This window comes from Lederbergia lenta NBRC 16444, assembly GCF_001591545.1.
Taxonomy (GTDB): domain Bacteria; phylum Bacillota; class Bacilli; order Bacillales; family Bacillaceae_C; genus Lederbergia; species Lederbergia lenta.
Genome location: NZ_BCVC01000001.1, coordinates 110,781 through 133,334, shown reverse-complemented (window position 1 = coordinate 133,334; position 22,554 = coordinate 110,781). Strand labels below are relative to the sequence as shown.

At 34.1% G+C, this 22,554-nt stretch carries 29 protein-coding genes; 11 read left to right on the top strand and 18 right to left on the bottom strand.

Annotation, left to right across the window (positions count from 1 at the left end; translation table 11 throughout):
- Positions 1–35 precede the first annotated feature (35 nt).
- The 4 genes from BLE01S_RS00650 (at position 36) to BLE01S_RS00635 (ending at position 3,234) form a co-directional block, all read left to right on the top strand.
- On the top strand, positions 36–899 hold the full coding sequence (locus BLE01S_RS00650) for a transporter substrate-binding domain-containing protein (RefSeq protein ID WP_066135997.1): 864 nt from the start codon (positions 36–38) through the stop codon (positions 897–899).
- 49 nt (positions 900–948) lie between these two features.
- Complete coding sequence (locus BLE01S_RS00645) at positions 949–1,653, top strand: amino acid ABC transporter permease (protein ID WP_066135994.1); 705 nt, start codon at positions 949–951, stop codon at positions 1,651–1,653.
- A 16-nt stretch (positions 1,654–1,669) separates the two neighbouring features.
- Positions 1,670–2,377: an amino acid ABC transporter permease gene (locus BLE01S_RS00640; RefSeq protein ID WP_066135990.1), complete on the top strand. Its 708-nt coding sequence runs from the start codon at positions 1,670–1,672 to the stop codon at positions 2,375–2,377.
- A 104-nt stretch (positions 2,378–2,481) separates the two neighbouring features.
- The gene (locus BLE01S_RS00635; RefSeq protein WP_066135986.1) at positions 2,482–3,234 is read left to right on the top strand and encodes an amino acid ABC transporter ATP-binding protein; all 753 of its coding nucleotides are present in this window, start codon (positions 2,482–2,484) and stop codon (positions 3,232–3,234) included.
- A 293-nt stretch (positions 3,235–3,527) separates the two neighbouring features.
- On the opposite strand, the gene BLE01S_RS00630 is transcribed toward BLE01S_RS00635, so the two are convergent.
- The 3 genes from BLE01S_RS00630 to BLE01S_RS00620 all read right to left on the bottom strand — a co-directional run bounded on the left by BLE01S_RS00630 (position 3,528) and on the right by BLE01S_RS00620 (position 5,066).
- A complete protein-coding gene (locus tag BLE01S_RS00630) occupies positions 3,528–4,088 on the bottom strand; it encodes a hypothetical protein (RefSeq protein WP_066135983.1) in 561 nt (186 codons plus the stop codon).
- A 243-nt stretch (positions 4,089–4,331) separates the two neighbouring features.
- On the bottom strand, positions 4,332–4,625 hold the full coding sequence (locus tag BLE01S_RS00625) for a DUF2087 domain-containing protein (RefSeq protein WP_066135982.1): 294 nt from the start codon (positions 4,623–4,625) through the stop codon (positions 4,332–4,334).
- Positions 4,626–4,661: 36 nt separating this feature from the next.
- Positions 4,662–5,066, bottom strand: coding sequence for a DUF6508 domain-containing protein (locus BLE01S_RS00620; protein WP_066135979.1), 405 nt, complete (start codon positions 5,064–5,066; stop codon positions 4,662–4,664).
- 236 nt (positions 5,067–5,302) lie between these two features.
- Here BLE01S_RS00620 and BLE01S_RS00615 point away from each other — a divergent pair, with 236 nt between their 5' ends.
- Entirely contained in the window at positions 5,303–6,205 is a 903-nt protein-coding gene (locus BLE01S_RS00615; protein ID WP_066135975.1) for a Gfo/Idh/MocA family protein, read from the top strand.
- A gap of 144 nt (positions 6,206–6,349) precedes the next feature.
- Here the strand turns inward: BLE01S_RS00615 and BLE01S_RS00610 are convergent, their stop codons facing one another.
- From BLE01S_RS00610 to BLE01S_RS20655, 4 genes are all read right to left on the bottom strand, one after another.
- Positions 6,350–6,595 carry a DUF4183 domain-containing protein gene (locus BLE01S_RS00610; protein ID WP_231955895.1) on the bottom strand — a complete coding sequence of 82 codons (246 nt, stop codon included), beginning with the start codon at positions 6,593–6,595 and terminating at the stop codon, positions 6,350–6,352.
- Positions 6,596–7,703: 1,108 nt separating this feature from the next.
- On the bottom strand, positions 7,704–7,913 hold the full coding sequence (locus tag BLE01S_RS21355; protein WP_369691402.1) for an IS3 family transposase: 210 nt from the start codon (positions 7,911–7,913) through the stop codon (positions 7,704–7,706).
- A gap of 174 nt (positions 7,914–8,087) precedes the next feature.
- Positions 8,088–8,417 carry an IS3 family transposase gene (locus tag BLE01S_RS20270; protein WP_274379906.1) on the bottom strand — a complete coding sequence of 110 codons (330 nt, stop codon included), beginning with the start codon at positions 8,415–8,417 and terminating at the stop codon, positions 8,088–8,090.
- A 168-nt stretch (positions 8,418–8,585) separates the two neighbouring features.
- Entirely contained in the window at positions 8,586–8,771 is a 186-nt protein-coding gene (locus BLE01S_RS20655) for a hypothetical protein (RefSeq protein ID WP_066135968.1), read from the bottom strand.
- A gap of 606 nt (positions 8,772–9,377) precedes the next feature.
- On the opposite strand from BLE01S_RS20655, the gene BLE01S_RS20645 reads away from it, so the two are divergent.
- Genes BLE01S_RS20645 through BLE01S_RS00585 form a run of 3 tightly spaced genes read left to right on the top strand, consistent with a single transcriptional unit; the run spans position 9,378 to position 10,829 of the window.
- A complete protein-coding gene (locus BLE01S_RS20645) occupies positions 9,378–9,554 on the top strand; it encodes a hypothetical protein (RefSeq protein WP_157419476.1) in 177 nt (58 codons plus the stop codon).
- A gap of 38 nt (positions 9,555–9,592) precedes the next feature.
- The gene (locus BLE01S_RS00590; protein WP_066135965.1) at positions 9,593–10,063 is read left to right on the top strand and encodes a hypothetical protein; all 471 of its coding nucleotides are present in this window, start codon (positions 9,593–9,595) and stop codon (positions 10,061–10,063) included.
- Positions 10,064–10,073: 10 nt separating this feature from the next.
- Positions 10,074–10,829, top strand: coding sequence for a hypothetical protein (locus BLE01S_RS00585; protein WP_145981921.1), 756 nt, complete (start codon positions 10,074–10,076; stop codon positions 10,827–10,829).
- 562 nt (positions 10,830–11,391) lie between these two features.
- On the opposite strand, the gene BLE01S_RS00575 is transcribed toward BLE01S_RS00585, so the two are convergent.
- The 3 genes from BLE01S_RS00575 to BLE01S_RS00570 form a co-directional block, all read right to left on the bottom strand.
- Entirely contained in the window at positions 11,392–12,201 is an 810-nt protein-coding gene (locus BLE01S_RS00575; RefSeq protein ID WP_066135956.1) for a geobacillin-26 family protein, read from the bottom strand.
- 146 nt (positions 12,202–12,347) lie between these two features.
- Positions 12,348–12,524 (bottom strand): hypothetical protein, encoded by a 177-nt coding sequence (locus BLE01S_RS20640; RefSeq protein WP_157419475.1) that lies wholly within the window; start codon positions 12,522–12,524, stop codon positions 12,348–12,350.
- Between the two features lie 317 nt (positions 12,525–12,841).
- Entirely contained in the window at positions 12,842–13,135 is a 294-nt protein-coding gene (locus tag BLE01S_RS00570) for a hypothetical protein (protein WP_066135953.1), read from the bottom strand.
- Between the two features lie 611 nt (positions 13,136–13,746).
- On the opposite strand from BLE01S_RS00570, the gene BLE01S_RS00565 reads away from it, so the two are divergent.
- Positions 13,747–14,070 carry a MobA/MobL family protein gene (locus BLE01S_RS00565; RefSeq protein ID WP_066135950.1) on the top strand — a complete coding sequence of 108 codons (324 nt, stop codon included), beginning with the start codon at positions 13,747–13,749 and terminating at the stop codon, positions 14,068–14,070.
- A gap of 9 nt (positions 14,071–14,079) precedes the next feature.
- On the opposite strand, the gene BLE01S_RS00560 is transcribed toward BLE01S_RS00565, so the two are convergent.
- A complete protein-coding gene (locus tag BLE01S_RS00560; protein ID WP_066135947.1) occupies positions 14,080–14,364 on the bottom strand; it encodes a helix-turn-helix domain-containing protein in 285 nt (94 codons plus the stop codon).
- 125 nt (positions 14,365–14,489) lie between these two features.
- The gene (locus BLE01S_RS00555) at positions 14,490–15,467 is read right to left on the bottom strand and encodes a ring-cleaving dioxygenase (RefSeq protein WP_066135944.1); all 978 of its coding nucleotides are present in this window, start codon (positions 15,465–15,467) and stop codon (positions 14,490–14,492) included.
- 194 nt (positions 15,468–15,661) lie between these two features.
- On the opposite strand from BLE01S_RS00555, the gene BLE01S_RS00550 reads away from it, so the two are divergent.
- Together BLE01S_RS00550 and BLE01S_RS00545 are read left to right on the top strand one after the other, a co-directional pair.
- Positions 15,662–16,132: an SRPBCC family protein gene (locus tag BLE01S_RS00550; RefSeq protein WP_231955894.1), complete on the top strand. Its 471-nt coding sequence runs from the start codon at positions 15,662–15,664 to the stop codon at positions 16,130–16,132.
- A gap of 218 nt (positions 16,133–16,350) precedes the next feature.
- The gene (locus BLE01S_RS00545) at positions 16,351–16,569 is read left to right on the top strand and encodes a hypothetical protein (RefSeq protein ID WP_066135938.1); all 219 of its coding nucleotides are present in this window, start codon (positions 16,351–16,353) and stop codon (positions 16,567–16,569) included.
- A gap of 149 nt (positions 16,570–16,718) precedes the next feature.
- Here the strand turns inward: BLE01S_RS00545 and qoxD are convergent, their stop codons facing one another.
- From qoxD to BLE01S_RS00515, 6 genes are all read right to left on the bottom strand, one after another.
- Positions 16,719–17,000 carry a cytochrome aa3 quinol oxidase subunit IV gene (gene qoxD, locus BLE01S_RS00540; protein WP_066135931.1) on the bottom strand — a complete coding sequence of 94 codons (282 nt, stop codon included), beginning with the start codon at positions 16,998–17,000 and terminating at the stop codon, positions 16,719–16,721.
- 2 nt (positions 17,001–17,002) lie between these two features.
- Positions 17,003–17,599, bottom strand: coding sequence for a cytochrome aa3 quinol oxidase subunit III (gene qoxC / locus BLE01S_RS00535; protein WP_066135927.1), 597 nt, complete (start codon positions 17,597–17,599; stop codon positions 17,003–17,005).
- Entirely contained in the window at positions 17,596–19,545 is a 1,950-nt protein-coding gene (gene qoxB / locus BLE01S_RS00530; protein WP_066135924.1) for a cytochrome aa3 quinol oxidase subunit I, read from the bottom strand. The genes qoxC and qoxB overlap by 4 nt, the downstream gene beginning before the upstream one ends.
- Positions 19,546–19,587: 42 nt before the next feature.
- A complete protein-coding gene (qoxA, locus tag BLE01S_RS00525) occupies positions 19,588–20,535 on the bottom strand; it encodes a cytochrome aa3 quinol oxidase subunit II (protein WP_066135920.1) in 948 nt (315 codons plus the stop codon).
- Positions 20,536–20,922: 387 nt separating this feature from the next.
- On the bottom strand, positions 20,923–21,540 hold the full coding sequence (locus BLE01S_RS00520; RefSeq protein WP_066135917.1) for an acetate uptake transporter: 618 nt from the start codon (positions 21,538–21,540) through the stop codon (positions 20,923–20,925).
- Positions 21,541–21,797: 257 nt separating this feature from the next.
- Complete coding sequence (locus BLE01S_RS00515; RefSeq protein ID WP_066135914.1) at positions 21,798–22,235, bottom strand: YhfM domain-containing protein; 438 nt, start codon at positions 22,233–22,235, stop codon at positions 21,798–21,800.
- Positions 22,236–22,554 lie beyond the last annotated feature (319 nt).

The following is a 22,554-nucleotide window of genomic DNA, read 5'->3' as shown; positions in this document are numbered from 1 at the left end:
GCATTAATAACTATAATAAAAATGGAGTGTGAAAAATGATGTTTTTTAGAAAATCGGGTGTATTGGCCTTACTGATGTTGCTGTTTACCACAGCTTGTTCTAATGGATCTGAGAATACAGACAATAATAAGGCAAGTACTGATGGTGTACGAAAAATTAAAATTGCCTATGCGCTTACTGGAGTACCAATTACTTATCAAGATGAAAGCGGCAATGCTACAGGCTATGATGTTGAAATGATGAAGGTTGTAGACGAACATCTTCCAGAGTATGAATTTGAATTTATTCCAACTACTGATGATGATTTATTAATAGGTGTTGAAACTGGAAAGTACAATGCAGGTGTAAAAAATACCTTTTATACGGAGCCAAGAGCCAAGAAATACGTTTATCCTAAAGAAAACCTAGGAGCAAGTAGTTCTGGATTAATTATCAGGGCGGAAGATAAAGATAAGGTTCATGATTTATCCGACATCGCAAAATTAAATAAAAAGTTAATCCCAATCGCGCCACAAGATGCACAATATAGTTTAGTAGTTAATCATAACGAAAAAAATCCAGATAATCAGGTGCAGGTAGAAAACTCTGAGACTTTTACTGTGTCAGATTGGCCAATTTGGATTTCAGAAGGAAGATATGATGCTCTTCTTACGATCAAATCAACGTATACGGCAACTGTAGAAGCAGAAGATGGAGCTTATCATCATTTAAAGGACGACTTAGTATATAGCGGTTTTACTGCAACTAAAACATATCCACTATTTAATAAAAAGGAACAGGAATTAGCTGATGCCTATGATCTTGTAATGAAACAATTAAAAGAAGAAAAAGTCCCAAATGAATTACTTGTTACATTTTTAGGAGAAGATACATTTGAACTGCTCGAAGAAGATAATTGATTTCCACTATTTATCGTACGAATTTATAGATAAGTAAGGGGGTGCTAGAATGCATGGATTTGATTTGACAAATATTATTCGTTATTATCCCGACATACTTCCCTATCTAGCTATCACATTTTTAGTTGTTATATTTTCTATGCTTTTTGGTGTCATATTTGGTTTTTTAATAGCTATGGCGAAGTTAAGTAAGAATAAAATATTAAATGTCCTCGGCAATGGATATACAAATATATTAAGATGCACACCATCTATTATTTTACTTTTTTTAGTTTACTATGGACTCCCTGAAATAATTCAAGCTTTGTTTGGTGTCGATATCAATCATATTTACAAAGGGATTTTTGTCATTATCACCCTCGCCCTTTTGTTTTCTTCAAACATGGCAGAAGTAATGCGATCCGCCTATGAATCTGTAGATAAAGGACAGTTCGAGGCAGGAGTTAGCATTGGACTGAATAATGTACAGACTTTTATAAGGATTTTACTTCCACAGTGTTTCGTTATTGCCCTCCCGAATTTAGGGAATGCTGTCATTGCTCTTTTTCAAGAAGGCGCCTTAGCATTTACAATTGGTTTTATAGATATGATGGGAAAGACTAATTTAATTGTATCGCTTAATTACGGATCACATGCGCGAGAAATATATATTAGTCTAGCACTTATATACTGGGCGATTTCCATTATTATCGAAAAAGGGATGGCAAAATTTGAACGGATATACAAGGAAAGAATACTTGCAAAAACCGTTTAAGTGAGGTGAATCGGCTATGTCGTTTAATATTGATTTTTTTATAGAAACCTTTTTTTTAGCATTAACAGGTGTTCCAACCACATTAAAAATAACCATTGTTACTTTGCTCATTTCCATTCCATTGGGATTTTTATTAGCTGTCATCAGAATTAATAAAATCCCTTTTATAGCTAAGCTTGGTGCGATCTATGTTTCTTTTATTAGAGGAACACCGATTGTTGTTCAAATATTAATTATCTATAGTATGGTTCCTAGCATACTAGCAGTTTTTCTAAAAAGCGTAAACAGCTCTATCAATGTGTTTGATATTAACCCGATACTTTATGCGTATATTGTATTTTCATTAAACACCATTGCTATATTATCAGAAGTTTTCCGTTCTGCATTGTTTACAGTAAATAAAGGTCAACTCGAAGCGGCACAAGCAATTGGTTTAACAAGTTTCCAAAGCTATCGCAGAATAGTGATTCCCCAGGCTTTAGTAGCTGCGGTTCCTAATATATGTACAGCTGCAATGAACTTGGTTAAAGCCACATCTCTCGCATTCCTTATGACTGTAAAAGATGTCACTGCTATCGCAAAAGTAGAAGCTGGTTTTGGCTACAATTATATGGAAGCCTATTTAGATGTTTGGATTATCTATCTTATCATTTGTTCATTAGTTGAATTATTTTTCAAAATTTTAGAGAGAAACCTAAAGAAATATAAAACTGCTGTTGGATAAAAAACGATAATGAGTACTTACTCTCAGCCTGATTCACATAAACACTCCTATCCGCACTGTAGTATTTTGTAATTTCTTAAATAACAAAAATTGAGGTGATATATGTGCTCACAGTAAAAAATGTGCAAAAATCTTTTGGTAAAAACAAAGTATTAAAAGGTGTTGATATTCATATTAAAAAAGGAGATGTGACTGTTATTTTAGGTCCTAGTGGGTCTGGCAAGACCACACTCCTTCGCTGTTTAAACTTCTTAGAGAAACCAGATGAGGGAGAACTCATTTTTCATGACCTGAATACGCATTTTAAGGATGCTAGTAAAAAGGATATTTTACAAGTTCGTAAAAAAACAGCATTTGTTTTCCAAAATTATAATCTTTTCAATAATAAAACCGCACTGGAAAATGTTACAGAAGGCCTGATAATTGGAAGGAAGGTCCCAAAGGCGGAAGCGATTGAGATTGGCAAGAAGGCACTTGATAAAGTCGGATTGTCAGATAAATATACTTATTACCCTTCCCAACTTTCTGGCGGACAACAGCAAAGAGTGGGCATCGCAAGGGCAATCGCCGTTAAGCCTGATGTCATTTTATTCGATGAACCAACCTCTGCACTTGATCCTGAGCTGGTCGGTGAAGTTTTGTCTGTAATGAAAACACTAGCAGAAGAAGGAACAACCATGTTGATCGTTACGCATGAAATGTCATTCGCACAAGATGTTGCGAATAAAGTCATATTTATGGATGATGGGGTTATTATTGAGGAAGGAACACCGAAACAAATATTTGTAAAACCGAAAGAAAAAAGAACACAACAGTTTTTAAGAAGAATTATCGGCAATTATGATTATTCTATATAATTGAAATCAAGTTCATAATAAAGGGTTCATTTTAATTTCCAAACAAAGTGGATCTCTGCTTCAGGCGGACACTTTCCGCGGGCGTAAGCCCGCATAAGTCGCCATCTTCCGAATTATTAAATGCCATTTCATGCAAAAGTTCAGATTTTTAGTTAGGATAAGCAAATATGACATTAACTGCATTGTAAATAAATCAAGGAATATACTTGAAAATCCTTACAAAAAAATACAAAGAATCTCCAATATCCTTTGTTACAATGTTTAATTCCAATTACTAATTGGGTATATAATATTTATACGGCTATTTGTTTATCTGCCTCAGCTGCTAATCGTTGATAAATAAGTAAGTCACGGTTATAGCAAGCAGTATATGTTAACAAGCTATTGAATTTCACCTTTTCAAAATCTACCCAATCGACAATATTATATAATCGATTTAGTTTTTCTGCATTTTCCCATGCTGTTTCTTCGAATACATAATTCATCTCATGTTCGTCAATATCCAACTTGAATAATTCTAAGTTTAACTTACGATCTTTTATGGGGGATTTCCTCTTCATTCTGAAAAATTCTAAAGCTTTCGGTAATGAAGCCAATAACGCATCACGATCTAGGGAATGCCCTAGCTCATGCAAGGTCAATGTCTTTATATACACTTCCAAATCGACCATATTATACATTTCTCTTCTTGCTATCGGTAATCTATCTGAATCAAAAAGAAGATAGTTTTTGATAAATTGATAACACATATTTATGCCGGTATTTCGATGTATAACTTCCATATCCATATGAACAGAATCGACAGTAGATTTAATCCACTTTTTCATAATCTTCTTACGGACTCTTTTTTTCATTACTTCCCTCTTTTTCTGATGTATATAAAGTCTCAGATGAAATAATCCATCTAGAAAATTTTACCACAAGAGAATTTAAAAAAGAAGATAAAATTATTTTTTTATCCCACATTGATTGAAAATCTTTACCTTTATTCTTGTCTTACATATTGATTATTATATTTACGAGAATTCAGAAATCATTTAAAATACCATAAGCATAACAAAATGATTGTGATAACTGTATATTAAATAAGGTTCATTTTACTTCTTCAACCAATACTTGCTACAATCTTTATTACGCTCCATAAATCCATAATCAATGAAGTACCGTCTTATAGTAGCAAAATCTCCATAAACAGATTTAAGCACCTCATTGATTTCTCTTTCCGTATACTTTTTATTTATTTCAAATCGGCTTAACAGATGTTGTAACACTATCCTTTTCCTTTTTTCTTTACTTGGAAAAATATCAAGGGGTCCATCCAGTCCATCTTTAAAATAAGTATCTAATACCTTCTCTTCCTCTTCCTTCGTTACGGTATATCGCCAATCCACTATTATCGCTCCCTTATTGTACGTATATCGACCTTCCTACAACTTATCCTCCAATTGCTGAAGTCTTATTAGTAATTTATAAAATACCTTATCTTTTACTGCTGTAGCCCATAATCCTTCATTAAATCGTTCTTGTCGTATATATGCGGTAAGAATTGCCTTCGTTAATTCCTCATTAGAAGTATGGATCACTCTCATAATTTCGTCTGACATCGTCATAGGTAAACCATATTTCTCTAACGTGCTTATATAATTTGAATCTAATAAATCCGTTTTAGTTACTTCTTCTATAAAGCTAGTTAACTGCTTATCATAAACAGGGTAAGAGATAGTAAAAATACCATCATCTCGCTTATCTCCCCCACCCCAATAACAGGCTTCCTCTTCAGTCACATTTTTAAAATAGCTAATATAATCAATTACACTCTGGTATTTCCCCACTTGTACAACCTCCCTTTAAAACTTAGATCAAACCGGTATTTTAATCATATGAGAGAATGTATATTTTATTTCTCATTTATATCATTCTCCTTTTCCATACATTATTCCTTCTCTTGCTCTTCAAAACGTTGTTAAATAACGTGTAAACACGTATCATTTTCATTGGGTTTATTGCGCTTAGTTACTCGATAATGCAATAATGGAATGTAATAAAATAATCATATGAAGGTGATCTAATGAAAATTGGAATGATCGGAATTGGTGATATCGCAAAAAAAGCCTACCTCCCCGTATTATCACAAACCAAAGGAATTGAGCTTCATGTTTGCACTAGAAATAAAGATACATTGAGAGAAATTTCTGCAACCTATCAAGTTCCTTATCTTTATCACGATATCGATCAATGGTTGACTAGTGGGATCATGGCGGCATTTGTTCATTCATCTACTGAATCTCACGAAGCGATCATTGATAAACTTCTTGATCATGGGATCCATGTATATGTGGACAAGCCAATTACATACGATGGAGATTCGACAACACGTCTAATGGATAAGGCAGAAAGTAAAGGTTTGATTCTTATGGTTGGCTTTAACAGGAGGTATGCACCTCCATATATGAAGCTAAAAGAATTAGAGGAACCAAATATGGTGATTATGCAGAAAAACCGAGGACATCAGGCAGATGATATTCGTACTTTTATTTTCGATGATTTTATTCATGTAATTGATACGCTCCTTTACCTGTTTCCTTATGCTATCGAAGATATTAAAATACAGGGTAAAAAAATGGACGGAAAGTTGCATCATGTTATACTCCAGCTTGAAGCCAAGCAAGGTACGGCAATCGGAATTATGAATCGGGAAGCAGGCACAACGGAGGAAAAAGTGGAAGTAATGAGCGCAACTGAAACACGTACAGTAATGAATGTAAATGAAGTCACCTCACATATTGATAAAAATATTTTCACATATGGTACCGATGATTGGCAGCCAACGCTTCATAAACGCGGTTTTCATCATATTATCTCTACTTTCTTATCAGCAGTTAAGAATAACCTAGCTCCAGACAAACAGTATCAAAGTGATTTAGAAGCACATTTGATTGCTGAAAAGATCGTTCAATCACTAGTGGATTAGGAACTATTCATTTTCAAGCTAACAACATAATATTCCCATCTTCATTGAAGATAAATTAATAAGCCACCTATTTCATCATAAAAAGGTGGCTTATTAAGCTTGATCCAAGTACCTCAAATCTATCTAATAATCCAATTACTATTATTAGATAACAGTAACTAAATCTACTGCTTCAATAATTAGCGGAGTACCAGCGGATATTGTAGCAGTAATAGTGTTAAAAGTTAATTCCGTTTCTGTAATCGTATAAGAATCACCCTCTAGTAATACACCATTCACATAAAGATTGTAGTAACCATTTATCAATACTGGAAATGCAGTGGCTGGATTCCCAGTGTCGTCCAAAAATTCCGTAGCAGCAACTGTGGTTCCATCCTCTACAGTCAACATATCTACTAAGACATTAAAAAATTTTGTCGAAGTTTACTGGTAACATTGACGTTAATATTCATCAGGCTTAGGGCCATATAAGCTCACATTCTATCTTTTTTATTTTATGCAAATAATGTAAACTAGATAAGGCTAACAATCTGATATACTAGATCATTTTATAGATTCAATGGGAAAAGCCTAATGATTCCACAATAATTGGTGTATTAGCAGCTATTATTTGATCTAAGGAAAAAAGCTTAAAGCTGTGGAATCTACCAAGTACAGATTTCCCTCCTGCATGGCTTCATTAATATATATTTACATATCCATTTGGTTTAAGAATAGTAAAATTGCTTGTTATATTCCCTTCATCATTTGTAAATTTATTCGTGGAGATTATCTCCTGATTTACTAAATGAATATCATTTTCGGAAATATAGAAATATCTATTAACAGTTGGGATAATCGATATCCTCGGATTATTTATAGGGAAGTTAATTTCTATGTGGGAGTAGTATTTGTTCATATTGTAGTAATCACATTCACATGGATTACACGAGCACTTATCCTTTGCAGAAGGGGCACATCTACAGCCTTTGTTATCCAGTTCATCCTCTGCCTCTTGCTCATAATCTCTAATATACAGCTTCCTGCATCTCCTCATTACCTCACCTCCTCCTAATTATTCTATGAAATGATTGAAATCTAGCTTCTTATAACTGTCCATCTTGGAAAGTAATTCAGCTAGTGATAAAGTTAGCGGAAACTCAACAAGAAATCCGATGTTTTTCCCCGCTAATCTGAATCTTTTCACTGACTACAAGCCAAGAAAAAAACATCCTCTAAGGTGTCCTCAGCTAAATGTCTATATAATAAAATACCTATCTGTTCCTGTTCTAGGACATTGCGTCAAATTCATCATTTTAAGACTTTCTTTTCGCGATAAAGCTCTCTGACTGTTATAATTGAAAAATTAGTCGATTTATATATATACAAGTCATATTTTGTTTCCCGGGAAATATTGCCTAGCTTTTATTACAAAATAAAAGGACTATTTACGAAAAGACAGACGGCCGAGAAGTGATATGCTCCCTGTCAAGTAGACAGTGAAAATAATAAAAAGGATCTAAGCGGCTTTAACTCTATATTCCATAGGGCTGAGGTTTTTTAGTCGTTTTTGATATCTATCATGATTATAAAAATAGATGTATTCATCTATCGCAATAGAATGTTCCTCAAACGTCTCATATGTATTTAAATAATATTTCTCACACTTAAGTGTTCCCCAAAAAGATTCCATTGGTCCATTATCAATACATCCACCGACATGCGACATACTTTGAGTCAATTTAGCGGCATCTATCCTTCGTTTAAATTCTTTAGAGGTATACTGAAACCCACGATCACTGTGAATAAGCGGGCATTCCTTATCCAATAATACTGTAGCTTGATCAAGCGTTTTGAATACAAGGTGATTATTATTGGAACGCCCTAGAACATAACTTACAATTTATCCATCATAAAGATCGCGAATAGCACTTAAATAGGCCTTTTTCGATTGGCCATACTTAAATTCCGTGACATCTGTCACCCTCTTTTCATTTGGCTTTTCCGCTGTAAATGCACAATTTAGTACATTTCCAGTGACTTGTTGAGGGGTAGAATGTTTATAACGTTTCTCCTTTCTTCTAATGACGGATTGAATGCCTGCTATCTTCATTAGTCTATAAATTCGCTTGTGATTGAAGCCCTTCCCGAATGTTCGATTCATATGTAAAGTCATCTGACGGTAGCCATAGATTCCATCCACTTTCTCATGGAGAGCTTTCATTTCGTTGATGAGTTCCTCATTTTAAAGTTCTCTAGTAGAAGGTGTACGGTTCAGGCACTTATAGTAGGCATATCGCGAAATACCAGCTATTTCGCAAAGGAGGCAGATGCAAAGTTCTTTTTCTGATGAAGCTCTTTAATTGTGATATACTATCTTCAAATTGTATTTGACTTAACCTCACCTCCTTTCGATCTCCTCTAACTTTTTTAAAAATGCATTCTCTGCTCGAATGCGTCCATTTTCTCTTTCAAGCCTTTTCATTTCTAATTTGTTTTTTTCTTCAGGTAAGAGTTCTTCTTCTGTTTTATTCTGTCCTCGTTTATCTCTAAGTGCTTCATCTCCACCAATTTCATGCTTTTTCACCTATTGATATACTTGTTGATAGGAGACTTCATAAGTATCAGCTGTTTTTTGATAATCCTTTCCATCCTCTATGCAATAAATTACAATTTATTTCCGTTCATCCCAAGTTTTTTTCTCCATTTAGTCATAGAGCCCGTCCTTCCTTTCGACGTATCCTTTAAATCTCTATAACTATTATACTTGTCGATCCAATCCCCGAAGCACGAATCTACTAGAAATTTCGTATTTCCGAACAATCTCATATTGTGTCTGCTTTGTAAAACTTACAATCTAAAAATAAAATTACTAAGCAATAAATGGTAATCATAAAAAATAAAATCACTGTTATGTTAGAATACAACAATATTTTTTTCGCGTTTCTAACATTATTCTCATTATCGTTACCACAGCGAAGATGGGATCAATGTCAATAGCCGAAAATAGGGCTTCAAATCGTTGGGTAGGTTCTAAATTATATAATTCTTGTAGGTGAAACAGGCTTTCTTGTCGTATAATAGTCATAGGGAGTCTTCCTCCAGTCTCATAAGTTTGTGTGGTGCTTACTTATTTCGACATTTTGGGGAGGTACTCCTTTTTTGGCGTCTCAAGGCTCTAGGTGTTTAATTTATGAAATTGACTCAGATTAGCAAACAAACCATTCTTATTTCGATTAGTTTTTTAGTTATGCAAATTGGAATTATCCAAATTAAGGAAAATAGTAGACATATATATATGAGTTGTGGTAGATTTCAAATGTTAGAAAATTTTAAAAAAGGGGAATATCAGTTGAAAAAAATAATCTAGTTTACATGCTTAGCTTTATAATATTAGTAGGGGTAATATTGTTTATCGGAAAATCCGAAGTAAAAGCATCTGAAACGGGAAGTGATAATCAAAAAATTTATCAACAAATAGTAGATGAAGTTAAATCTGAAGTAATTCCAGTTGATTCTGACGAACCTGCGAGTATCACCATTTTAAAAGATATTGAAAATGGAACTTTCGCTAAAAGCCCAATTATAGGTGTTGGATCGTATAAAATAACAAGAAGTGGAAAAACCGTAACAATGAATGCCACCGGAGAATGTTTAAACTGTACGTTTAATACTGTAAACTATAAAATTTCTACAGGAGTAAGTGCGGTAACCGGAAGTGTTTATCCAGCTAGTAAGTTTTTAAAGGTGACAAGATCTTGGTCTTACTTACTTCTTGGTACTTACACAGTAGTTTTTTCCGGTCAAGCATATACGTCTGCGGGACCAGGAACGATACTCTCAGGAAATAAGACAGTTTTTATTCCATCGGGTTCATAAGATGAATATTTTGAAAAGAACATCGTCCTTCCTCCAATATCTGATAATGAAAATGTTTATATTAAAAATATATTCAAGTGATAGTGATTCAATAACATTTGATTACCCAATAAATAGTGAAGTAAATAGTGAGATAATTTCTTTTATAGAAACTATCTTCGATTCGGTAGAGATTAAGGGTAAAGTTCTGAGATTAACAGATTTAAAACCTGATATTTTAGAGGAATTAAAAATATTAATCAAAAAGAATCAACTACCAGAGCCTTACAATATACTTTGTAGTTATATTAAAAATTTGGAGAGAAATGATTTTAAAGATGAAGAAACTCCCCCAACAATTATTAGTGGATATTTAAACCCTTTAAATATAAATTTAGAACTACGTGAAAACGAATGGAACGATTATATTCAAAACAGCGAATTGAGTAATAGTGAAAGGACACCCATACTTATTATAGCACCAGGTCAATGGCAAGAAGAAGAGAAAAAAATCTCAGAGTTCGACTTTGTTTTACAGGAAATAGTAAATGAATACTGTTTGTTTTCAAAAGATGCCGGAGAGGATTATACTCTTTTAGTTCCTTTACCAAACATTAAATATACTTCCGAATTAGAAAATTATATTAAAAACATTTTTTTCTCATATTTTAAGCAAGTAGGAATAGTTACTTCATTCTATATGAACTCTTTATATTTAACTGCCATTCAACTTAAATCACCATTTAGAATAAAGAAAGTAACATTGGATAATTTATTGATAGGTTAAAGTTATGAAGTAAAAAGTAGAGGACGTCATATTGTCCGAAGCCACCTTCGATGGTGTTAGCGATAATGTAACTCCCGACGCCACTGGCAGCTATAGAAGTCAGCTTAGTTGTCGACCGTCAAATCGCCCCTCATTTGATATCGCATCTGAGTTCGTTGATTAATGTTTACTCTTAATAAGTTTCTCCGGCTTAGTTGCCCTACCGCGATAAGGGAAAGATGTAGTTTTAATATAAAGTCACGATTTTTATAAAACAAGATTCGAAGTTTATATAAATGTTGTGATGCTTTTACCCTTAGATAATTTTGGTCTAAGGGTATTTTTCCTATTATGACACTCCTAGCTTGCTTTAGTATAAAGGAGCTTGCATAAACACGCTCTTTTTTATGCAGCCACCAGCCTTCTTCAGGAGCTACAAACGTTAATAAATCAGCCATGAATAAAACCATGCATAATCGATAAAAAGTAAAAAAAAGCCAATCCTTTATCTATCAAGGGATTGGCTTTTTTCTAACTTCCCAAAACTACTATTATGTTAACTAGATTTGTATGGAGTATTCAGTTATATTGAAAAATAATAATGTTGGGCATTTTTAGCACTTCTTTCAACTGCTATTCCATAATTATATGCTGCTCCAGTTACTCCTGCTGCAACTAATGCAACAGCTACACCTGCCCCTCCATTTAATGATGCTACAACTAATGATGCAAGCCATAAAATAGTCGCTCCAGAAGCCGCGCCTATAAATTTAAGTTCATAATCATTTAATAAATCGACTTGCTTTTTGAAATTATTTAGATTCCCAGAATTCTTCTTAGACAATGTAACATTTTTATAATATGTACTATTAAGAGTATTCGGTTTTGGTCTTCTCAGTTGCCACTTTTGTGGAGATGTATAAGTAATTGTATACTCATAATTTGAATAGGTATTTTCCACTCGCGTTGCAGCAAAAGTACTAATATCACCTTGTTGATCATCTGAAAAATCTGAGGAGTCTACTTCATCTAAATCGATTTTCACTTGTGATGATTTATTACCTTTAACTTCCGTTGTTAGTTCGTTGGTTTTTTTATTAAATACTCCTATTGAAGTTACTCCATTTTCAATAGTTTCCACTACTCTTTCATTTTCATCATCTTTTATAATTTTAATTTCTATACCTTCAAGTATATCAATTAAATCCTTGTCTTTCTCAGGATCTAATCCCTGAGTATAATCAAAATCTTTTTGAGTAATAATCTGCTTTTCTAAACCTAGATCTTTTGAATTATTTAAAGCAGCACTACCAATACTTGGTCCAACAGATGAAAATACTAAAACTGCAGCAATAGACAAAACAAATCCTTTAAAATACTTATTAATTTTCATGTAATCACCTCAACTAATTTTTTATAGACAATTGTTCAATAGATACTCCTTCCTCTTGTTGTTATTTAAAACCATTTATTCCATAATATCGCATTTATTGAAATTAAAGGTATAAAATTTCATTCTTTTAAACTAGCAATTATATATCAGTTTAAAAAGATTAAAAATATAACATACATTAATAATAAAATACCTACAGAAAGAAAAATAAAGCTATTAACTGAACTATATTTATTTACCGTTCTTTTTTTAAATAAGTAAATACCGCCAAATACACATAATAAAGATACAAATAAAAAGGATGCTGCTATCAAATAATTCATTATTAATCCCCTCTCAATTAGAATTTGAATAATCATTACTTTTAATCTCACAATAATAAGACGTAACACAAATAAAAAACATTTCATATTTATAAATATATTTTTAATTAATAGATTGGAAACTTTTCATAGTTGGTAATTTTATCAACTATGAAAATATAAAAAAACCACTTTAAAGTGGTCTCTAGAATAATCTTTCTGGATGGCTTTTCGATTTCTTTTTTAGTGCTCTTTCAATCACTTTAATAAACCCTTTTATGACTTTTTCTTGTTTCCTCAAATTCTTCTCGATATACGTCCATAACTACTACTAAACATTAACTTTTGTCTTTGATTCTTTTTTCTTTTAATTCCTCCTTAGTAAGACTTAATAGTTTCTCTTTATTATTAGCAACATAAGCACTCAATGCTAATGCTATTTTCTCAGCATCTTCTTGCCCTTCAAATTCAAAGTGTTTCTCAAAGATAGCACCAACTTCAATCAATCGTTTCGTTCTCGCCTTCCTTTCTTTGTCTCTCATTCGATTTGCAATTTGTTGTTTTCGAGCTTTGATCTTCTCCATTTGCTCATCTAATTCTTTTAATCTATCTTCATCTGTTCTAGTTGTCATACTTAATCGCCTACCTATATCCATAATTTGCATTTATTATAGCTAATTCGGTACGGAAACACTAGCAAAGTTTGCTAGATTAATTTTCGTCAACGTGCTATAATCCCCAATGAACGAAGTGAAGAAGGGCGCACTTATACAAACTTCGTTTGTGCGCGGTTGCTTCGCAACGGAAAAGCATATTCGCCCCGATGGCGAATACAAAATCAAAACCAATCATTCGGCTGATGCCGAATGTAAAAGAACTATTCGTCTCTATGACGAATAGATAAAACCTTATCGCCTATCGTCGAAGCCAAAACATAAAGGTAACAATCTTACGATTCTTCCCTTTACGTTTCGGTCAAATGGGGGATTTGCTCCCCCATCAATCAACGCTGAATAATCATATAAATAATTCCACCAATGATTGTCCCAGTTGTTCTAATGAGTGCTAATGCTATTTTGTCTGATAACTTGATAATCATTAAAAAATCACCTCCATCTATTTATTGAGTAGGAATTTTCATAACCCTTTTTTTCCGAAAAAAATTATTCCTACTTCCTTATAGATTGTGAGAGAGAACATATAACAGGTTTTATAAAAAATATTTAGGAAGGAGGTTCGAGTCATGGCGATCTATCATTTTTCAGCACAGATGATTACACGAAGTAAAGGTCAATCATCTGTTGCTGCTGCTGCTTATCGTTCTGGTGAACGGTTGGAAGATGAACGAACAGGTGAGACTAAATTTTATAAAAGAGAAGTCCAACCCGAAACCATGATTCTTGCCCCTTCCAATTCTCCAAGTTGGATCAATGATCGGGAGAGACTTTGGAACGAAGTTGAACAATCCGAGAAAAGAAAAAACTCACAGTTAGCAAGAGAAATTAACATTGCTCTACCAAAAGAAATTTCAAACGATCAACAAACCTATAATATCCAGATAAGTTGATGTGTAAAATCAGATAAAGATCAATATAGTGAGCCTTATATATTCGACGTGTGAGTATTCCCCTAATATATGATCTTTCACAGCTGCTTCCTTTAACTCTTTAGAATAGGATTTCCATGTTTTTGCGTTCTCCAAACCACTTAAACCATACATTTCAAATTTCTCCACCCAATTATATAAAGTAACGTTAGGAATCCGGTACATAGCTGTTAATACTTCGACTGTATAATTCTCGTTCTTATAAGCCAACAATACTTCATATTTAAACTGACCTGAATAGAATTTATTAGGCATAAAAACTCCCCCTATGGCAAAACAGATTTTTGTTTTTTAATCTGTCTACCTTAGGGGGAGCATATCAAAGCCCCAGCAGTCTGTTTTGACCTTTAATAGTCTTTTTCTTCATTATGGAGTAATACTTATTCTTTAGTAAATTCTTTCGTACTTCTAACTGTATCAATCGGTCGAACTAATTTTTCAATTTGCTCCCGTTTCTGCTCTAAAAACGGAGGTAAAGATAATTTTTCTCCAAGTGTTTCATAAGGCTCATCCCCCATAAAACCTGGACCGTCTGTAGCAAATTCAAATAAAATTTGTGGTGCAACTCTTGCATATAGTGAACCAAAAAAGTGGCGTTCTACAAAACCTGATGTTTGGAATCCGAAGCTCTCTATATGTTTCATCCAGTCTTCTAAAACAGAGCGATCGTCCACACGGAATGCAGCATGGTGAACCGTACCAAAGCCTTGTCGACCTTGAGGTAAAAGTGTATTATGTTCTACAATTACTTGTGCCCCATTTCCCCCTTCACCAACTTCAAATAAATGAAATGACCCTTCTTTAGCTATTTCTTTAAACAATAGAACCTTCTCCATCATTTCTTTAAAATAATCATAGTTAGCAATACGAACAAAAATTGGCCCTAATCCAGTGATTGCAAACTCTAAAGGAATCGGTCCTTTTTGCCAGGGTATGCCTGTAGCAACCCCGTCATCGTTTTCATCTGAGATCAATTGATATTGCTGATCATCAAAATCAACAAAAGAAAGTGTCTTTTTACCAAATTGTTCTGCAATTCCACTATGTTTTACCTCTAAACGATCAAAGCGTTCCACCCAATAATCAATTGCTGCATCATTCGGAACTCGGAAGGAAGTTTTCGAAATCTCATCTGTCCCATGTACCCCTTTTGGAATACCAGGGAAGTCAAAGAATGTCATATCTGTACCTGGACTGCCTTTATCATCCGCAAAAAATAAATGGTATGTTTGTATATCGTCTTGATTAACGGTTTTTTTAACTAACCGCATACCTAAAACATAGGTGAAAAATTCATAGTTTTTTTCTGCACTACTTGTGATAGCTGTGACGTGATGAATTCCTTTTAATGTGTTCATTAAACATTCCTCCTATTATAATTATATCTATTTACAATGTAATCTAACCACTTTATCTCGAATCAACATATCCTTAATTCGAGATAAATATATCATTGATATAGTTCACTGTCAATAAATAAGTTCACTTCTGCTATCTCTCTGCTCGTATATCGACTATACTATTTATATTAATATAAAGGATAGAGGAAAGAATGATGAAAGAGATACTAGTATACCGATTCGAAGAAGTAATACATGCACCAATTGATATTGTTTTTAACTATGTGGATGACGATGAAAAAATTAAACTTTGGAATACACTTTTCATCGAAAATATATATGATACCGAAGATGGAAAACCAGTATATAAACAAGGGACAAAGTTTAAAACAGTACAAAAAATCGATAAAAAAGTTATCACGGTTGATTCCGAATTAATTGAGTATACAGCTCCAAACAAAATTATTATGCATTCTATCACTAAGGAAGGTATAAGCATTTCTAAATACTTTTTATCAAGAGATTATGACGGAACAAAACTAATTGTTGAAGCAAGTATTATCCCAAGCAATTTTTATTATCAATTAATGACTAAAATGTTCCGCTGGGCTAGCAAATATGTTTTCGAAGAACAATACAATAATTTAAAAACATATATTGAAAACGAAGTAGAATACGAATAAACATAGAAGGGCTATTTAAGAAGTTGAAGTAGATGACTTTTTAGATGGCCCATTCTATTTATTAGTTTAGATTCTTATATGAAGAGATCTTATTCAATAACCTTAATTCAGCGGACTTCTTATTATCTTATCTACCCCTGGTTTCGCTAATTGGAAACGAAAAAACATTTGACAATTTTGTGAACAGGTTGAATAATATATATAAAGGAGGATTGAAAATGGACGCTAATCTGAAATTACTAAATGCTACAAAGTATATTGGTTACACCATTCTTACCATTGGAATTGCCATTTTTTTATACGGCTTTTTTATTAGCGAATATAGTATAGCTACAGGTGTCGGTATTGGTACAGTTATGGGGGCTATTTTTATCTTTCTGATGGGTGTATTTTTCGTAGCTACGGAAGAGATGCAGAAAAAAACAACTAAAGGTTAACCAATACGGAAAAATGAAGCAAAAGTCTCGTCATTAAGGAAAGCGCAAACATAAATACAAGTGATTATTTTTACATGCAGTAGCGACATTTATCATTTCCACGTTCATAGATATATAAAAGGAGCGCCATTTTAGACGCTCCTTGTTCATTACATATCCCAGACCATAATAAGTAAGGTCCCAAAGATAGTAACTAAGGCAATTGCAACTGCATAATAGATATTTATATAAATTGATTTTTTATCGCCAGTTTCACCAGCATGCATAAATACAACGAGTTGAACTGCTGCTTGCACGAATGCTGTGACTAAAAGAATCGTCATCCCTACTGCAAATGACATATCAAAGAAATAAACAGCAAGAGCAACTGCGGTAAGAACTAATGAGAATACAAAACCTATTACCTGCTTGCGTGGGAATAATTCGCTCATATTTACATCATTCCTTTCAAATAGATGAAGCTGAAAATAAAGATCCAAACAACATCTAGGAAATGCCAGTATAGTGAAAAGATGAATGATTTATTCGCTGTTTCAGGAGTTAGACCTCGTTTTTTCACTTGAAGGATAATAAATAATCCCCAGAACAAACCAAGTGTTACGTGTGCTCCGTGCGTTCCTAAAGTTGTCAGTAAAATCGCTGTGAATGCACTCGTTTGAAGCCCTGCGCCAATATGAACATAATGAGTAAATTCATAAATCTCCACGCCTAAAAATACAAGACCAAGGACTAATGTGATTGCGAAGAATGTAATCATTGCATTCTTTTTACCGATGCGCATAGCATGAATGCCTAGACCGATCATAAAACTACTAGTTAACAGCACAAGCGTTTCAATAAGCACTGGTGTAATTTCAAAAATTTCTGCGCCAGATGGCCCATTTCCAGTTCTATCTACTAATGTGAAATAGGTGGCGAATAGTGTTGCAAACAGCATAATTTCGGCCCCTAGGAAAATCCAGAAACCTAAAATATTTAGTTTATTTTGATCTGTACTATATTCAAGTGGAAGCGAGTGATCTATTTTCATTTGCTAGCACCTCGCAATTCTTTTTCTGTATCCTCAATTTCCTCAATAGAAATATAATGTCCATCGTCTTTCTCAAATGAACGGTGAGCAAGACAAGCAAATATTGCAATTGTTGTAATGATTGCCGGAATCCACATGCTAAACACAAGGGAGAATCCCCAGACAAAGAAAATACAACCGATGATAAACGGAACACCACTATTATTTGGCATATGAATTTTCTCTATTTTACCTTTGAATAATGGATGGTCCTTTTTCTTATAATCCCAGAATGTTTCAACTGAATTAACTTGCGGTGTGATCGCAAAGTTATATGTTGGAACTGGGCTATGTGTAGCCCACTCAAGAGAGCGTGCATCCCACGGATCCGAACTGATATTTCTTGATGCATAGCGAGTACTGTAATAGACGTTATATACAATTAATGCAAAGCCTATAGCGAGTCCAAGTGCACCGACAAATGAAAGTAAGTTAAGCGGTCCAAACCCAGTTGCTTCCGAATATGTGTACATTCTTCGGGCTTGCCCATCTAAACCAGTAAAGAACATTGGGAAGAATGTAACGTTAAAGCTGATAGCGATAAACCAAAATGCCCATTTCCCAATTCTTTCATTGAGCATGAAGCCAAACATTTTCGGCCACCAGTAAGTTAGACCAGCAAGCATTGCGAATACGACACCTGGAATAATTGTATAGTGAAAGTGAGCGACTAAAAACATCGTATTATGATATTGATAATCTGCACTTGCCATACCTAGCATCACACCGGTTACCCCACCAATTGTGAAAATTGGAATGAAACCTATTGCATAAAGCATCGGAACGGTAAATTTAATTTTTCCTTTCCACATCGTAAGCAGCCAGTTAAAAATCTTAATTCCAGTCGGGATAGCAATCGCCATTGTCGTAATCGAGAAAATACTATTTGTTAATGGCCCTTGCCCCATTGTAAAGAAATGGTGTGTCCAAACTAAAAATGAGAAAAACGAGATAATTACGATAGAAGCAACCATTGATTTATATCCGTATAAGTTACGGCGTGAAAAAGTAGAGAATATTTCACTATAAATACCGAATGCTGGCAAAATCAAAATATACACTTCAGGATGTCCCCAAACCCAGAATAGGTTCGCCCAGAGCATATCCATGCCTCCATTGGTTGTTGTAAAAATGTTTGCACCAAACAGCCTATCCATCGTCCCCAGTAGAAGTGTAACCGTTAATACCGGAAATGCGAAAACGACAATGACGTTCGTGATAAAAGCAGTCCATGTAAACATTGGCATTTTCATTAATGTCATACCAGGTGCTCTCATTTTTAGAATGGTCACTATAAAGTTAATTCCTGATATTAGTGTACCGATTCCAGCAATCTGAATGGCAATCATATAATAATTCGTTCCAACTGATTGACTAAAATCATTGCCCGCGAGCGGGAAATAGGAAGTCCAACCGGCATCAGGAGAACCACCAACAACAAAAGAAATATTGAATAACATCGCACCCATAAAGAATGTCCAAAAACTTAATGCATTTAAGCGCGGGAATGCTACATCACGAGCACCGATTTGCAATGGAACAACAAAGTTCATTAAAGCGAAGATAAATGGCATAGCCATAAATATGATCATTACTACCCCATGAGTTGTAAAAACCTCATTATAATGTTGAGCATCTAGTAACGCGTTTTCAGGTACAGCGGTCTGCGCTCTCATCATAAGTGCGTCAACACCACCACGGAATAACATAAGCAAAGCAGAGATTAAATACATAATCCCGATCCTTTTATGGTCTACCGTTGTTAGCCATTCACGCCATAAATAACCCCATTTTTTAAAATATGTTAAGCCACCAATAACTGCGATAACAGTTAGACCTATAGCAACCATCGCTGCATAAATTGCAGGACTTGGGTGTGGAATGGCAAATCGATCAAAGTAATTCATACTTCTTAGACTCCTTTCAAGGAATATTTCCTGTCATCAAAACTAGTTATGATGATGTTCTGAATCTTTTTCATTGGATTCTTGATCAGAATCGTGTTGATGTCCACTATGAACATCTTCTGAATCTTTATGAGAGTCACTTGATCCATGATTATGACCACCATGCTCCCCCTCTGGTGGAGGCAAGAATTCTAAATGTGTTCCACTAAATGTTAACTGTCCAAGATGTCCCGGTTCCAATAACTCATTGAATTTTTCCTCTGTTAGTGGATCAGCTGTTGTTTTCACTTCTTCTACCCATTTATTAAACTCTGATTCTGGCATTGCCTTCACTTGAAACGTATTTTCAGCGAATCCTTTTCCACTAAAGTTTGCATTCCGTCCCATGTATTCACCCGGAACAGTAGCCGCCAAATGTAAGGTGGTTACCATATCTGACATCGCATATTTTTGTCCTCCAAGTTGAGGAACCCAAAAGCTTGTAATTGGTCCGTATGAATAAAGTTTAAATTCCAATGCCCGATCTGTTGGAATATATAAGTAGTTAACCGTTTCGATATTTTCCTCCGGATAGCTAAAATGCCATTTCCAGTTAGAAGATGAAGCATAAATAATCAATGGTTCTTGATTTTCATAACCTTTCGGTGTTGCTTCCACTTCATAGTTGGATTTGACTGTTACAATGGAAAGAAAAATAATGATTAACACTGGAATCCCAACAATAATTGATTCAACAATCGGATTCCCTTCAATATGTGGTGGTTCATAATCATCACTTTGTTTCGATGCACGGTATTTTGTTATGATAAATATTAATAGAGCGAAAACGACAATTACAACGAACGCCATTGTCGCAATTGAAATCCATATAACATTCGCTTGCGTTTGAGCCTGTGGCCCTTTAGGATCTAAAACCATTAGCGATTCACAACCAGTTAATGCCACAATACTAACCATAATCAAACTAAGAAAAGTCCATTTCATTTTCATCAAAGTACCCCTTTCTTTCATTTTAGAAGCTAACTTACATGAAGTAAGATGTATTAAAATAATCAAAACTACATAGTGTATTCTATTCTTATAAAATGCCAAAAACAATTCTATGTGATACATGTCACAAAGTGTTCATGAAATAATATAAAAGTAAGTCACAAAATGTTAATAAAATAACCATAAAATATATATTGTAAGAGAATAATATTTAATGTTTGTTTAAAAAAGGTTAGGATACTATAGCAATTTGTAGCTATACGCATCTAATTATGGACATTTTAGTCGCAAAGACAGAATGAAAATCAACCCAGATTAAACTACGAGAAAAAAGGTGAGTTACTACTTAAGTTAGTAACTCACCTTTTTTCTCTTATTACAATTATATTATTTTTTAAAAATCCCAAATGGCTTTCCTATCGGTAGCACAACTTGTCCGAAATGTGTATTTAGCACATTCGCCGCCGAGCCATAGAAAGATAGTAAAGCAATGCACATTTCTGCAACTGCCGCTAACATATGGGTTACATCATACATAATATTAAAGGAACTTAAAGATAGGCCAATAAATAGAAAATCAATAAAGACGAAAATGAAGAATAAAACTTTATGGGTTTCCATGGCACCAATAGTCATAAAGATACTGAAAATCAAATAGCCAATAAATGCAAAACCAAGTTGTTTTGGATCACCGTTAGCGGCGAGCTTTTCTCCGAAAAAGCCTAACTGGATTAACCATGTTGTTCCGACACCAAGCCAAAATAATCCGAATGCCCCGAACGCAGTTGTCCCAAATATATTGTTATGCTTTGCATCAAGAACCGAGGCATATAGCTGCGCTAGACCTCCTAGGAAAAACACCCAAGGGAATAGATAGGAATATCCCTCTGTCAATCCTAATTTTTGTGATGATGCTACAAATGTTACCATTGCAAGGCCGAACAAGCCTAGTGCGGATGGATCTGCTGTTGTTATTTTTACTTGTGTGTGATTCTGAGTCTCCATTGTCTCCTCCTAAAAAAACATACTTATGTACTCTATCGGATAAGACAAGGAGTGTCAATATAGCCTTTGGCAAGACCACATAACTTCTCCAACCAAAACATCTCAAGCTTCTATTCCCTTCAAGGTCCACACTTGAAAACTCAAAATACCTAATCTCTGTTAAAAGATTAGGTTCCTTCACACGATATGTTGCTAAATTCCCCCGTTCTCCAACTGAATTAGATTGGAACAATCCCAAGCGATAGGTAAAGATACACTTAGTTATCCGAAAGTATTAACATTCTTAACTTCTCTGTCATTTTTGTCGATGTAAAATAAACTTCCTTATCTTCAATATACATAAACATACTTTTTTCATTCTCTTTACCCAGCCATAAATGAATTCCATGTGTTGGTAGTTGACCTTCCTTTGATGTATATTTAACCATTACATCATACTGTGGATCTGATACATCCACGTCCCCCACTTGTTTACGGGCCGTCGTGATCGCCTTTTTAAAAGTTTTAATTGACTCTTTATCTGTAAAAGATTGAATAATCTCTTCATTCATTCCACCAAATCCATTTGACTCTGAAATTGTAACTTCCGCTATCTTTTCATCCAATAAAACCATATTTTCAATTTCATGAAATTGACAACCAACTAAAAATGCTACACATAAAATAGGTAATAATGAAAATACCCATTTCAACATAGATTCACCTCATATCTGCAATAGTTAAGAATCTTTTTACTAAATAAAGGTAACCCCAAAATTTGAATAACACGTTTATTACTATATTCACTAATAGTCCTATTATAATTTTCTTAGTATACCAAGCTAGTAAATATCCCATTAGTAAGTCCAAAAAGTGGACGGGACAGCTCGTCTCCTTTTCCTCCTACTATTACTTTTTTCCATCTCTCCACCATTCGTGCAATGATATATAAATATTATAAATGAACTAATTCGGCAATTACATGTTTTCAATGCGATTGGTTAAATTAATAACGACATTCTATGATTAAGGAGG